Raw genomic sequence first — 14,730 nt, 5'->3', positions numbered from 1 at the left:
AAAAGTTCTTTTCAGGAAGTTTTTGTTCAGTATTTATTATTGCATCGTGTAACTCTTTTTGGTTGCTATTGTCTTGGGTTATTTTGATTGTGTCTTTAAGAGTTCTGCCTTTACATCTTCAATGGAAAGGCCATAAGGTCTTCCATACTCTTGCAGTTTTTTATCATATTTATAATTTCGAGCAGCTACAAATCCTAATCCGCCTCCCTGAAAATATTCATATACCATAATGGCCTGTTCTTCGGTATCTACAAGGTAAAATGGCTGTCTGTTACCTTGCTTTTCTCCCACGACGCCGAAGACATGCCGTGCATTCCCGTCTCCTTGTGCAACGACATAATTTGTCGTATTCTTAAACACAAGCATCATGAGTAGTAAGGCAATAATAACGAGTAAAAGTGTATTTACGCTATATATTCTGTGCATTATGATACCTCCAAAAACAATTCAGCATTTATCAGTCTAAAGCAAGCCCGCTAATTTTTTTATTGTTTGAATCTGTTGTATTGAATTTTTTATTCGATAGGCTAAGGAAATTTGCCTCTTGCTCTTCCCTGATGAGGATTGTCGGTTTTAAAAGGATAACGAGGTTTGATTTTTTGTTATTTTTTTGATCACGGGTAAATAACCTTTTTAATACGGGTATCTTGGACAGTATTGGAATACCGGTAGTAAGATTATCTTTTGTGATAGAACCCAATCCACCAATCATCAGCGTGCCTTTGTCGGGAACACTGACCGTTACAGATACCTGAGAAACATTTATTTGGGGTAATTGGACTATTTGTTCTGGAGGTATATTGGCAGTCCCAACGCCTCCACCAATTGTTTCTACAGTCGTAGATAATCTGCTAAAAGTAAACTCCTGTATCTCTTCAACTTGAAACACAGAAGGAGTCACTTCCAGGTAGATGTACTTTCTGTCTGCAGTCACAACAGGTCTTACGTCAAAAGTAGTTCCCTGTGGTATTGTTCCAATAACAGGGGTTACGACACCCTCGGAGACCGAAGTGCTTTGAACAAAATTAATGGTTCTAACGACGGCAATATTTCCACGTTGTGTATTGGAGAGTGTTATTCTGGGAGAAGTGAGTATTTCAGAATCTTTACTTTCCTGGACGGCGCGCAAGAACCCTTTTAGCATAGAGTCGCTTAAGATGGAATAGTTTACCTGGAGACCATTACCGGATACAAGGTCACTAATATCTGTATCGGCACCTGTATCAATAGATGAATCTTCACTAAAGAATTCGCTAAACTCGCTTCCAAGTTCTTCAAAGAATGTATCTGAGACGGTAATGAAACGGGCTTCAATATTTACCTGGATATTTTGTGACGATCTTAAAGAAGCCAATAAATCTTCAATTTGTTTATGGACATATTTACTATTGACCACTACAAGATCTCCGGGTTGACCCACCCTGGCAATAATGCTTCCTTCACCTTGTCCGGCCATAGTAATCTGCCTTTGCATCCCAGTTGCAGAAGCGCCGATAACACTGATACGGGATGACCATGACGAAGGTTCAACGGTGGCAACAATCAATTCAATCAAATCGAATACTCGTTCTGAGGAGTCTTTTACTTTAACGGCCTCCCCTCTTCTTATCCCCATACCTCTACCCATACCTCCAGTTTGAGCGCTTGCTGCCGCTGTAATATCAAATTCAAGGGGTTCCCTATCATCCATATTAATTAAAATATCTCTCACATCATAGACACGCATTTCCATTTTTTGTTTATAAATATGGATGATGTCTCCTTCAATTACATATTCATGGCTTTTCGGTAAGATATATTTCAAGGCGGTTCTTAATGGTACATCCTTCAGCTTTAATGAAACCGAGACATTTCCCGCTTCCGGATCAATGATCATATTAATATTTGTTTTTTCTCTTATAAAAATGACAACGTCTTTTAATGGCGTGTCTAAAAACTCAAATGAAATGATCGTATTCAGGGCATCTTCAATAACCTTTGGCGATGACTCAAGAACAGGATTTGGAATGAGCCTGAGTTGCTCTGTTTTTCTCTTGTTTTCCTTTACAATTTTATCCAGTTCCGGAAGTGTACGCTTTGAAATATCTCTCCATTGTTCCTTTACAGGAAATTGTAAGGTGTCCTGGTAGGGAATAGATGCCTCTCTGAGGTATTCCTGGCTTTTTAAGTTTTCTTGTTTGTCGGTGACTTTCAGGCCCCCGGTGATACGTCGGTGTCTTATATCATTTATCTTTTCTTTAAGGTACAGCGCCTCTTCGTTAGTCGGGTCAGTAGCTAGTATTGCATGAGTTATTTCTATAGCATCGTCGTATCGTTCGTCCTCAATGGCAATATATACATTTTGCAGTAAAGATACCGGATCATGGTCCGGAGTAAGCGAGGTTGCCATTTCTTTAGGTGCGCTGGTTTTATCCTGTATCTCGCGTGAATCTTTTTTCTCTTCCAGAAGCCGTTGGGATTCTTTGCGTAATGTGTGTGCTTCAGCATTATCAGGTTCCAACAGGATAGCCAATTCGAGTGAGTCAAAGGCCCTCGCGTAATCTTCAAGTCCGATGTACATTTTGGCGGTCTTAAGGTAATAATTATTCGTAGGAGGAGATTTCGTTTCTGAAGCATCTTTACCTTGTAACAGAGATCGATTTGGTGCAAAGAATGATAAACATATATTCAAGATAACAATTGAGATGAGAGTGAAGATACTTTTCATAAAAGCCCCTTTTTAAAAAGGTATTGTTAGTTGGTCGAAGGGATATTTACTGATGAGTAAACAGTAACAGTTTCTGTCCCCAAATTTACTAATTCTCCTATCCATAAATCGTGGGACTCTCCCTTTTTATCTTCAAACACGATCTTCGAAGTTGAAATCATGTGCTTTTCTTCCGCAAGAGAGGTACCTATAAATTCACCCTTTTCATTCCGAAGAAGTGTAGATTTTTTTAGGATAAGTGGTTTTTGTGCAAAAGGAATAATTTTTATTAATCTACAGTGTGTATTGAAATCCACCGCTTTTCTGTTTATTACTCTTTTATCTCCAATTGGTTTCCCATTTTCCACGGTAAAACTTTCTGTCAACCATATATCGTTATGTAGCTTCCTGACCTGAATCAATGCCAGTTCTGCAGTCCCGCCTTTCAGGGTAAATTCTATACTTCCCGGAGCAGGAGCCTCTGAATGTGGAAGGGCTTGTAATTCTGGTTTTTTTAATAAATCTTTGGTTGTAATGCCCGATACTGTTTCCCCTTTTGTGAATTTACCGAAGAGATGGGATTGCTGTACAGAGGTAGCTGGGGGTGGAGTTGTAAAACGTGATTCCAACCGTACAGCATTTTTAAGTTCCTTATCCAAAGTTGGAGGCATACTTGTTTTGAGTTTTCTGTTAATTACATTTGATAGTGAAAGCAATTTTGTATCAATTTCACGTGTCCTCAAATTTAATGTAATAAAGGTATGAACCATTGCATAAACAAGGTAAGCTATGGTAATGCCAAGGACAAATTTTTCAACGTGTTTGAAGGTAAAATTTTTAATATCCATTTTTAAATTTATGCCTTGTAATCGATAACATACGCATCAATAGTAACATCGACAATCGGATTGGATATATGGTTGTTCGTACCTTTCTTACTCAAAGCATCTTCGTTTCCCATTAATGCGTCAGGATTCGAGACTTTATCAGTACTCAAAATCGTGATACCCTCAATAACAAATGAAATATCTGATTTTAAAATATCATGCAGGAAAAATTGGATACGATCCGCCTGCAATTCAACCTTGAGAGTAATGGGTATAATAGTATAAAACCGCCCAAAAGAAGGATCGTATGTAGGGGATGATTCACGGAATGTAATTTTTTCAAGTTTTGTAACTCCGGTATCGTTCAGAGCAACGTTGATAATTGCATCCAGAATCCAGAACCTTTTTTGTGCAGGTAAGATAGTATCCCATGTTGGAATGTCCGGCCCCCAATTTTGGAATGGTAAGGCACCTTCACACACAGCGATATTGTTTGTCTCTAGTTTTGTTAATAATAGAGAAACCCTTTTTATATATTCATTTTTCCAGAGTGCTTCATCTTCAATTTTGATCAGACCTTTTTCATGACCTTCTCTTGAAAAAATTGCTTCCAACCGATCATCTCTTTTTTTCAGAAATGACCTGCATCTCTCAATTTCTATATTGTAAATCTCTGATTCTTGTTTTGCCGATTCAATCCATGCGTCATTATAGAGGTCCTTTTTTATCGCGTATTTCTCCAGCGCCATTGATAGGTCTTCGTTGTCTTTATAAACCCTGACATGCTGATTTGACAGCGGAAATATAAGTACAAACAAGAGGATCAGCAGAATGAAAAAAGCAATACCTATGGAAATCCAAAAACCAAACACCTCCGTGAAAATTCGTGGAAAGATTTTCCTGAGTCGCAGGAAGTTTATATCTCGACCGATGTTCATACCTTATATACCTTCATTTTCAATCATGATTTTTTAAATATTGTTGAAGATCCGTTGATTAATGATACTGAATTTTCCTCAAGTTGAAGTTCCTCTTTGGACTTTACAATCCATCGTATCTCAAAACTGATATAACTATCTTCGCTGTGTTTATAGTTTACTTGCCGGGATGAACCCGGGACAATTTCTGCATTTTTGAATGCCGGGACTCTGTGATCAAAAAGGGTTATATCTTGAATAGGTTTCAGTATGTGTTCTTCTATAAAGCGCATACTCGGTTCTTTGCTTTCTCCTTTGATTCCCATCAGGAGCAGTTTTTTTGAAGTACCAGATTTTGCAGGAGTAGCAGGCTTTTTTGCCTGAGAAGACACTGAAAGCGCTTGTTTCGTTGTGTCTTCAGTTTTCATGGTATCTGCATCTATCCATGAAGACTGGATACTGGTTATAGATACGTTGTCGGGTATCAAGGATAGTAATTTATCCAGCGTTTCCATCCAGATAAACCGGGAAGAATCGACGGAGGAAATTAGGTCGAGTTCAGATTTTTTTGCTTGCGCAAGGCTTTCAGCATTTTTGTATGTCCTTTCGAGTTCCCTTGTATCTTGCAATATTTTTTGATAATGGTTGCCAGAATCATGAAGGTGAGATATCCGCATATGGAATCCAGAATATTGGATAATGAGTGACAGGGCCAAACAACCAATGGTAGCTATGGCATAAGGTTTTTTCTTTGATATTTCTGCTGATTTAATGAGTTCCTGCGGTAATAAGTTAATTTTTATTCTGCCGAACCCGATTCCCTGAAGTGCAAGCCCTAAAGCAACACCCAAATGTAGTATGTTTTCGTTGAAATAGGTAAGATTTATATTGTTTGATAATTTTAAATTGTTCAAAGTCTTCAAGACCTTTACCTCATAGGCGAAATTATCGGTAACGAATTTTACGTTTTGGGGTTCTTTAAATTTATTTCCCACGAGTAAAATAGTCTGAAAATTCGCTGCCTCCTTCATTAAAGATTTGTAATATTCCATAGACCTCTGGATTTCTTTTATGAGATCGGTATCTACCGTGGAAATTGGTATGCTTCTGAGCCAAAAATAGAGATTGTCAACAATAATGAGATCCGTATTTTCTGCTTCCGAGTTTATGATAATTGTCAGGCCATCGATTTGCTGATCAAAAGAAATTAGATTGTAAATTGCCAGCGGTGCAGCCTGTATTGCATTTAGCTTAGGTTTAAGATGTGAGATATTGGCCAACAACTGATCGAGTGTTACTCGCTTAGATGCAAATAAACCAACCTCGATACTGTTTATGTCGGCAACCTTTTCTGTTAATTGTTGGTAATCCCATACAATGTCTTTAAGATCAAAGGGAATTTGTTGTATTGCCTCATAACTTACGATACCTTTTAACTGCTTTTTGTCTACGGGGGGGATGCTAATGAACCTTGGCAACACAGATTGTCCAGAAATAGACACTACTACTTTATCGTCATTTAGTATGCGGTGCCTAGTAAGAAAAGTTTGAATAGCCTCTTTGATATGAACAGATTGTGAAATATTTGCTTCGGATTGAAGCGGAGGAATTTCAATTATACTGAGATCGTCAATCAATAATTCATTAGATACCTGAGTGATTTTTGCCACCCTTAAAAAGCATTCATTTATATCAAGTCCCCAGGCAGATTTTTTTCTTGCGTGTTTAAATATTTGGGAAAGCTTACGGGTATGTAAGTTTGGAATTTTAGGTTTAATATTCAGATATTTTAATTTCATAAGTATTATTTCTTAGGTTTTACTGATTTTTCTTAAGAAATTAATTTATAAGTTAATAATTCACAAATCAGATACCAAAACAACAAAATATCTTTATCTAAATATTAAAATATCCTAAATAATTAAAGTTATTACTTCTTTAAGTTAGCTGTTGTTTGTTAATTTATCGCAATCATAGAAAACTATTTAATTTTTAGTCATATTCTTTAAAATTAACAAATATGTTCAGAAATTACATATAAAAATCAAATCTTTATAGTTGTTAATGTTAAACGTGAGATAAATATTACTGTGCCTTGATTAAAGGCTTTGTTGGAAATTGTCTAAAGAAAAACAAACTGTGGAGTTTACCTCAGAGAGGTCTATGGCACAACCAGGGGCATAAAGTGTAATTGTGTATTACTATTTAATTAAGGGGTAATTTACGCTAGCAATTTTAATGAATACTTTATTGTACAGCGCCAGAATTGATCCCATATTTTTTCAGTCAAACAACTTGTTTCTTTGAATTTTTTTACCATTTTTCATTACGACGTTTAAGAGCTTTTGCCCTTTCTTGTTTTTTGGATTCATGGACATAACAAAGTTGAGTCTTTGTGTAATCTCTTCCTTCTTTAAACTTTTTGGATTTGAACAATATTGAAAATACTGTATTCTGGCAAGATTCAAATGAGTTTCTTCGTGAAAGGGATTAAGCAAAAGGGCTCGCTGGAAAGCAATAGTTGCCTCCCGGTAATTTTTTAAATCAAGATAAAGAGAACCCAAATTATTCCATGCTTCAATGTTATTTGGATCCAGTTCCAATATTTTTTTTAAGGAATTAATAGATTTTTTATAATCACCAAGTTGGAGATAAAGATTCACCATATTGAATAAGACCTTTATGGAATCAGGTTCTCTTTCTAAGACACCGTTATATTCTTCTAATGCCTCATCAAACATATCGTGCATATCATAAAGAACAGCTAAACAAAAACGTGGGACAATAGCGTCCGGTTTTCGTTCAATGGCTTTTTTATAATATGCAACTGCCCCATGATAGTTACCTTCCAGTTCTAGATTATGAGCGATATTAATAATCAACTCAATATTTCCCGGGTCCAATTTTATTGCTTGTTCATACATTTGTTTCGCACTGCCGTATCTGTTCATTTTTTCATAAATGTAGCCGAGATTATGAAGTGCTTCCTGATTATTTGGTTCTAAATCAATTACTTTTTGAAAATACGGTAGTGCTTCAGCATAATTTTCATTTGTCAGACAAGCAAAACCAAGGTTTGCATAAACATCCGAAATGTTGTTGTTCTGCTTTTTGTTTTTTTCGTAAGTCTTTATAATCCCACCTGAACCTGGTTTACTATGATTGTGTTGATATCTTTCTTTAAATCTTTTTTCAGTTAAAGTTTTTCTGTCCATGAGCGCTTATTCTGTAATTTAATAAAAACAAAGGTATAGCACGAGGAACCTTTTGAATAACTCAATTTTCCTGTGTTATCCTGCTCAATACAAAATCTCTGATAGTGCACCATACAGAAACAGGATCCGCTGAAGGGGATTTTATTAATTGTGGATTTTCTTTAAGAGTTTGTGCAGCCATAACACCGGCTAGTTTCGTACGGTTTTCCTGAGTAGAAAACTGAGCTTGCTGAATAATGTGAGAGGGAAAATCTATTTTTACCAGAGATCCTTCTATCTCTATTTCCGATGAACTTTCTTGTATCCTCGAATTATTTTCCGTAGGGACCGTCGCTAACTTTCTTGTATCCAACGGTTCTATATCTGGTTTTAACTCTTTTTCTCCGCCGTCTTTTGAATTCTCAGTTATGTTGCATTCTTTCTCTTTAAAAGATAATACCGGTTTTGTATGGTTATCTTCCTCAGGAACTGATACAGGTTTTCCGTTTCCTCGATCTATAAAATTAGCATCAGAAATACATGTGACTTCTTCAGTTATGTCCGAAAATATTTTTTCTTTGGAACTTTTCTTAGTTATTCTCTTTTGGGTCGCAGGACTATGCATTTTCTGGAAACGTTCTCCAATCTGACGAACAACTTCTGCGTCGATTTCATTAAATTTATTTGTTTCTCCCGCCTTTAAAGATAATTTACAAATTTTATTGATAAGACGGGGTACTCCGTGTTCTGAATATTCCCATAGGAATTTAAATGAATTTTCTTTAAAAATTTCCCTTGTTCCTCCTGCAAGTTTCAACCTTGTTTCCACGTATGTCCTTATCAAATCCTCCGATTGTAACTTATTGATTCTGTTGTACGTCCCAATCCTCTGAAATAGGTTGGTTAGTTTTGGATGTTCTAATCGACGGGCTAGTTCAATCTGCCCCGCAAGAACCAACGTAAATAAATTTCTCCGGTCATCCTGCATATTGGTAAGAAGTCTCAGATTTTCAAGGTTTGCAGATGAAATGGCATTTGCTTCATCAATAAATATGAGAACTTTTTTCCCCTCATCAATCGTGTCAAATAAAAGCTTATTAAAGATTTCCAACAAATCAACTTTTCTCTTTTCTTCACATTGCTTTCCAGTTAGCTGGCCAATGGTTTCTCTCATAATCTGAACAAAAGTAGTACTCGGATTAGTAATTAATGCAATTTTATATTTCCCTTGTTGCAAGGAATCAATAATAATTCTCAGAGACGTAGTTTTACCCAAACCCACATCTCCAATGATAACAGCAACACAGTCTTCCCCTTCTTCTATGGCAAACATGGTTTCCGCAATAGCACTCTCCATAGAAGCATGACATTCTGCATACATTGTTGGGTCAGGAACATTATCAAATGGCGGTTTTGAAAGTCCCCAATATTCATAATACATAAGACATTACCTCCGTCGAAATAAAGCTTTATACTTTACGCCGTGTGGTCTATCTTTTCCGTGAGATACTCAAGGATATCCTTCAGTGAAAAACGCCTCAGCCTGCCCATTTTATAACTCCTAATCTCTTTTTCTTTTACAAGCTTCATCAAAAAACTTTTGCTGACTTGTAGCATTTGACATACATGTTCCGTCTTAAGCATTTTTTCTATATCTACTTTGTCAAAACAAAATTTAAAGATAATATGACCATTTTCATAATCTTGCATATCTAAATGAAAGCCATGTGATGTGCCATTTATTATAGACTTAATATGATTGTTTGATCTGACAAACCCGCACTGTTCAGGCGTTAAAGGAAAGGAAAGGACATTATCATTTTCTCCGGACAAATTTTCTAATGAAGACTCTTTTTCTCTGCACATGCTACCATTATCCATTAACTCATGGATTACCTCTTTTCCCACTTCCTGAAGACTCTTTTTCCTTCTCCTTACAATACATAACTTTTCCATAATTTTCCCAATCTATATATTTCGGATGATGTCCAGTTGATTTGTGTTTCGATAACACAAATGGTTTGCCCTTTTCAGATTTCTGATGTATCGATTTTTATTATTGGTGATTCATAAGCATGTCCACTTTTAATATCATTGTTCTTCCTAAAAAGGCGTTTTTGGCATCATACAATGTACGAATGATTCTAAAAAATGTTTTCCTGTTTCTAAATTTATCGGAATAAATGTAAAAAAGTTTAGAATATTTATATTTCATTAAATGCGTATGTATTTGACTCCTAACATTGTACCTAAGAAGGGTTTTTTGCATTCTCAGTAAAAATATTTTTTATGACGTCTCAAAATCCCGTTTTTCGGGTAAAATACCAAGTAAGGAATTGTTCAGAAAGCCCAACAATGTCATTTTCTGTTCTTGCGTTAATCCAGTGGATATTCGGGAAGCTTCTAAACCAAGTCATCTGTCTTTTCGCAAATCGACGTGTTCTTTGTTTGATCTCGTCAGAAACCTCTGAAAGGGTGTGCTTTCCATTGAAAAAGTCAATAATTTCTTTATATCCAAGCGCCTGGGATGCCTGTTTACTTAATCCTAAAGGGTTGTTTAATAATGTCCGAACCTCATTCACAAGACCACGCTCAAACATGCGGTCCACGCGTGTTTCTATGCGCTTGTATAAAATATCGCGATTGTATTCGATCGCAACCATTATACAGTCATATTTTGGATTTTTATGACCGAACTGGGTTTGAAAAGAAGAGATGCGCTGTCCCGTCTTTTTAAAGACCTCTAGCGCCCGGATAATCCTCTTCTGGTCATTGAAATGTAACTTGCTGGCTGTTTCGGGATCAATGTCAGCAAGCATCTTATGCAGGTAGTTTGGGCCTTTTTCCATGGCAACAGCCTTTAAGGAATTGCGATATTCCCAGTCCGCGGGCGGACCTTCAAATAAACCATCCATAATAGCCTTTAAATAAAGGGCAGTCCCGCCCACAACGATGAATTGCTTGCCTTGTTGATAAAGACGTTGTGTAACGACTTCAAAATCTTTCACATACTGACCTACACTATATTCTTCCCAGGGTTCTATAATATCTATGAGATGATGAGGAATTTTATCTCTTACGGCAAGGGAAGGTTTTTCTGTTCCGATGTCCATACCCCTATATACAAGCATCGAATCAGCCGAGACTATTTCTGCATCGATATTTTCGGCAATTTTTAAGCCAATGTCTGTCTTTCCGCTTGCTGTGGGACCGGTAAGTATCCAAATTGGTAGAGGCATGATATGTTTTGAATATAATTGAGTAAAATGTTTATTTTTACGCCACGAATTTATAAGAAAATTAACAAATTTTGATTATACAAGATAATTTGCAAGAAGCAAAATAAACGCATTTTATAGAAATACCTATTTTAATATTAAGAATTTCAGTGTAAAGCGAAGTGGTACTTAGCTTTATACTGGCTTTCTGAAAAAGTCGCCGAAGGCCTAATTTAATGTTAAGGAATTTCAAAGTTGTAATTGTAAATCGAAGGGTTTCTTCGCTCTATATGTAAAGCCTTATTCAAAAAAGAAGAGTATGTTATCCCGTTTTTATCCAGGTTGAACGTTATCGCCCCTTCCCGGTGCGTCTGTAAAACCATGATGTGATGTTTTTGCAGGATATCTAGCGTCTTGAGGGAGGTTATGCCATCGCTTGAATTGATAAAGGCGTATGCAGGTTGTACAGTATTCAGAAACTCTTCCATGTTATTTATTGAGGAACCATGATGAGGCACTTGAATGATATCCGCCCTGATTTCCGAAGATTTTGATAGGATTGATCCAATCCCTCGTTCTTCTATGTCTGCACAGAGAAGTACGGAGTAACCGTGGTATTCAATCTTGATAACACAAGAATTGTCGTTCGTTGGGGTAATGCCAGAGACAAATGGCGGATGTATTATCTTTACTACGGCGGGTTCAAATCCCTTTAAGACTTCTCCGGAAGAAAGGGCTGCGGTACGGATACGTTTTTTCCTGAGAAAAGTGAGTATTCTTTGCCCCTCTTCGGACGAAAACAGATGCTGCTGTGAATAGACGGATTTTACCTGGAATCTTTCGATGATAGACGACAAACCGCTAAAGTGGTCTTCGTGTTCATGGGAGATGATTACCAGATCAATCTTTTTTATATGCTGACCCCATAAAAATGGAGCTACGATATTTTTCCCGATATCGTAATTCTGCCATGAGCCTACATCATACAGAATATTTTTCCCGGTGGGAAATTGAATAACTATGGCACTCCCATGTCCCACATCCAAGCATGTGATCTTCAAAGAGCGATTTGCGAATTTAAGCATACCTGAGAAAATCAAAATATTAGCGCTCAGCAGTCCAAATATTGCGATTTTCACAAGATCTATGGATAAAAAGTTACGATAGAGCAGCAGAATAATGAACAGGTAATATGCAATGGTCTCTGCTGGTGAAGGCCCGCTGACATAGAAATAGGAATACGGTAAGGATGCAAGGTTTGACACCAGTGATTCTAGTACCATATCTGCGTTTGATGCCAACCAGGCCGAAACAGATGCCAGGGGAGGGCATACCATTCCCAGTGTTAATAATACGATGCCGCAGACTATGATAATCCAGAATAGCGGAAACACAATAATATTGGTGATGGAGATGAAAGGTGTGAAAAGATGGAAATAATACGCTGTAAGGGGAAGGGTTGCCAGCCATGCGGCAAGGGAAACGCAGAAGGATTTCCGCAGATATTTTTTTAAGAAAAACAATCGTCCCCGTTCAGCTTTTACCTGTAACGTTTCTATGAACAAAGCAGTTTTAAACAAGGTACCTTCAATCTTTGACGATCCGTAGACGATACCCATCGTTGCCAGCACCGATAGTTGAAACCCAATATTGAAAAGATCGGATGGATTTCTGATAAGGATAAAAAATATGGCCGTAAAGATACTGCATGTAATATCCCATTGCCTGTGCACTAAAAAACTGCAGAAGAAAACAACTGCCATTATACTGGCGCGAAGTACAGGTGGATTCAGTCCTGTTAAAAACGTGTATAAGGCAACAATAAACAGGATAATTAGCGTTGACAAGGTTTGATTTATTCCCAAGAAGCGCAGCGGTAACAGTACGGTAAAGATGACGATTCCCACGTTAAAACCACTAATGGCAATGAAGTGGATGATGCCCGTTTTCATAAAATTATCAATCGTTTCGTTCGGGAGATCAACCCTGTTACCCAGTAACATGCTGCTGATCAACGGGGCACTGTTGCTAAAAGTATATGTGTAGATCGTGTTGTTCAGTGAATTATTTAATGCGTAGATAAAACCGTATACCCAGTTATTGCGATACGAATCTTTGATCTGTATATTATTCATATTTACTACCGTCATTAAGCAGCGAACTGACGGCATCTGCCTTTGCAAGTAGCTTTTATAATCAAATTCATATGGATTATCGGGAGGGTTTGGCAGGAATGCATACCCGAAAAGTGTCACTCTTTGGCCGTAGACTAACTTATTTATAATAGGCGACGTATTGTCCGCCTTTAAAATTTCCTCTTCCGATGGATACAAATTTACTTTCATAATGCCGGATATCTCTTTCCAACCTGATGCCGTTTCTATTCCTTCAGCACGGATTGTAAAAGAGATTTTGTAATGAGATTTTCTCGAAATTTGCCCTGATTTGACCTGAAGCAATCGTTTATTCAATGTGTTTTTATCTAAGAGAACAGGCGGATTTATAATTACTCCCGTAATGCGTTGTAAAGATTTCCGTGTGGTTAGAACGTATTCAACATGGTTGGTGGGAAGAAAATCAGTTCTGGAATCGTAGTATGCTGTTGATACCACAGTAAAAAAGATAGACAAGCACGGGGGAAAAAATATTCTAAATTTGTATGAATAGATAAATATAAAGCAAAACACCCATAAGAGGAGACCCGTCCCAATGGTAAAATAAATTGGAATCTTTGTGAGTGACCCCGCGTAAATGCCACATATAAGCAAAAGGGTGATAAAAACAACAGGTCGCTGCATAATTCATTTTTCGTACATATTTGTAACACTATGGTATTTTTCTGGTACATCAAATGACTAAAATTTCTCCTTAGCAAGGAGACAAAAAGACTGATGCGAATTGTGTTCCAATTTGTGGCGAGTGTTACGTTTACATTCACCAGCATGTTTTTTCGGCTTTAATTCTTAGTGTTGTAATACATTGTCAGAAACATTATAATTTGATGCATGAAAATGTAGCGCGGGATTTATCCCGCATAAGCGACATAAATGTCGCACTATGATAGAACACAACGCAGTCGCCGAGGGCCTGATTTATTCCCGGACTCAATTCTCTTTCCAGAAAGGCCATAAAATATGGAGAGTTTAGAAGGGGTGAGTGTTATGATAACCTCCGGCCCAACAAGAGGTTATATAGATACCGTAAGATACATTAGCAATAAATCAACGGGTAAGTTGGGTACCGTGATTGCGACCGAACTCCTGAAAAACGGCGCTTACGTGACGTTTGTTTACGGGATGGGCAGTTGCTTTCCGGATATCGCTTTATTAGAGAAAGATTGTGCCAGCCGACTTACACTTATTGAAGTAGAGACAATAGATGACTTATTAACCACGATCCGGGAAGAGCTAAAAGATAAGTCATTCGATGCCATTGTACATGCTATGGCAGTGCTTGATTATACCCCGGAAACGCAGAGCAGCGGCAAGATACCTTCGAATAAAGACAAACTGGTAGTTACCTTTTTAAGAACACCCAAGGTTATAAAGGTGATAAGACAGTTATGGCCACATGCCTTTTTAATAGGGTTTAAATTAGAGGTGGGGATATCACGAGATGCGCTTATTGAAAGGGCATATGCATCCCTGATAGAAAACGGTGCTGATTTAGTTGTTGCCAACAATCAGGATGAAATTATAGGAGAGAAGCACCGGGCTTATTTAATTAATTCACATAAAAAGGTTGAATCAAGATGTGAGACCAGACAAGATATAGCGGAAAATCTGGTGAAAATAATATCAAAACAGTCGGTGACTATTCAGACATCAAGATGCAAAGAAAAAAAAATAAAAAGATAAGAAAGTGCTCCATAACAATTTGAAATTTAAA

General features: G+C 37.2%; 11 protein-coding genes. 1 reads left to right on the top strand and 10 read right to left on the bottom strand.

Going from position 1 to position 14,730, the window contains the following annotated elements; translation table 11 throughout:
* Positions 1 to 78: 78 nt before the first annotated feature.
* The 10 genes from E3K36_00915 to E3K36_00870 all read right to left on the bottom strand — a co-directional run bounded on the left by E3K36_00915 (position 79) and on the right by E3K36_00870 (position 13,640).
* Positions 79 to 426: a hypothetical protein gene (locus tag E3K36_00915; protein MCF6153822.1), complete on the bottom strand. Its 348-nt coding sequence runs from the start codon at positions 424 to 426 to the stop codon at positions 79 to 81.
* 31 nt (positions 427 to 457) lie between these two features.
* On the bottom strand, positions 458 to 2,707 hold the full coding sequence (locus tag E3K36_00910) for a hypothetical protein (protein ID MCF6153821.1): 2,250 nt from the start codon (positions 2,705 to 2,707) through the stop codon (positions 458 to 460).
* Positions 2,708 to 2,733: 26 nt separating this feature from the next.
* A complete protein-coding gene (locus E3K36_00905) occupies positions 2,734 to 3,534 on the bottom strand; it encodes a hypothetical protein (GenBank protein MCF6153820.1) in 801 nt (266 codons plus the stop codon).
* Between the two features lie 8 nt (positions 3,535 to 3,542).
* The gene (locus E3K36_00900; GenBank protein MCF6153819.1) at positions 3,543 to 4,451 is read right to left on the bottom strand and encodes a hypothetical protein; all 909 of its coding nucleotides are present in this window, start codon (positions 4,449 to 4,451) and stop codon (positions 3,543 to 3,545) included.
* Positions 4,452 to 4,474: 23 nt separating this feature from the next.
* Positions 4,475 to 6,229, bottom strand: a complete 1,755-nt coding sequence (locus tag E3K36_00895) for a hypothetical protein (protein MCF6153818.1) — start codon at positions 6,227 to 6,229, stop codon at positions 4,475 to 4,477.
* Positions 6,230 to 6,712: 483 nt separating this feature from the next.
* Complete coding sequence (locus tag E3K36_00890; protein ID MCF6153817.1) at positions 6,713 to 7,645, bottom strand: tetratricopeptide repeat protein; 933 nt, start codon at positions 7,643 to 7,645, stop codon at positions 6,713 to 6,715.
* A 61-nt stretch (positions 7,646 to 7,706) separates the two neighbouring features.
* Positions 7,707 to 9,065, bottom strand: a complete 1,359-nt coding sequence (locus tag E3K36_00885; GenBank protein ID MCF6153816.1) for an AAA family ATPase — start codon at positions 9,063 to 9,065, stop codon at positions 7,707 to 7,709.
* A gap of 35 nt (positions 9,066 to 9,100) precedes the next feature.
* Positions 9,101 to 9,580 carry a DNA-binding protein gene (locus tag E3K36_00880; GenBank protein ID MCF6153815.1) on the bottom strand — a complete coding sequence of 160 codons (480 nt, stop codon included), beginning with the start codon at positions 9,578 to 9,580 and terminating at the stop codon, positions 9,101 to 9,103.
* 341 nt (positions 9,581 to 9,921) lie between these two features.
* On the bottom strand, positions 9,922 to 10,863 hold the full coding sequence (gene miaA / locus E3K36_00875; protein MCF6153814.1) for a tRNA (adenosine(37)-N6)-dimethylallyltransferase MiaA: 942 nt from the start codon (positions 10,861 to 10,863) through the stop codon (positions 9,922 to 9,924).
* 218 nt (positions 10,864 to 11,081) lie between these two features.
* Positions 11,082 to 13,640 carry a DNA internalization-related competence protein ComEC/Rec2 gene (locus E3K36_00870; protein ID MCF6153813.1) on the bottom strand — a complete coding sequence of 853 codons (2,559 nt, stop codon included), beginning with the start codon at positions 13,638 to 13,640 and terminating at the stop codon, positions 11,082 to 11,084.
* Between the two features lie 336 nt (positions 13,641 to 13,976).
* Here E3K36_00870 and E3K36_00865 point away from each other — a divergent pair, with 336 nt between their 5' ends.
* On the top strand, positions 13,977 to 14,699 hold the full coding sequence (locus E3K36_00865; GenBank protein MCF6153812.1) for a hypothetical protein: 723 nt from the start codon (positions 13,977 to 13,979) through the stop codon (positions 14,697 to 14,699).
* Positions 14,700 to 14,730: the final 31 nt, after the last annotated feature.

Origin of the sequence: Candidatus Brocadia sp. (assembly GCA_021646415.1) — a bacterium.
In the GTDB taxonomy this organism is placed as follows: Bacteria; Planctomycetota; Brocadiia; order Brocadiales; family Brocadiaceae; genus Brocadia.
This window is presented reverse-complemented; position numbering and strand designations above follow the sequence as displayed.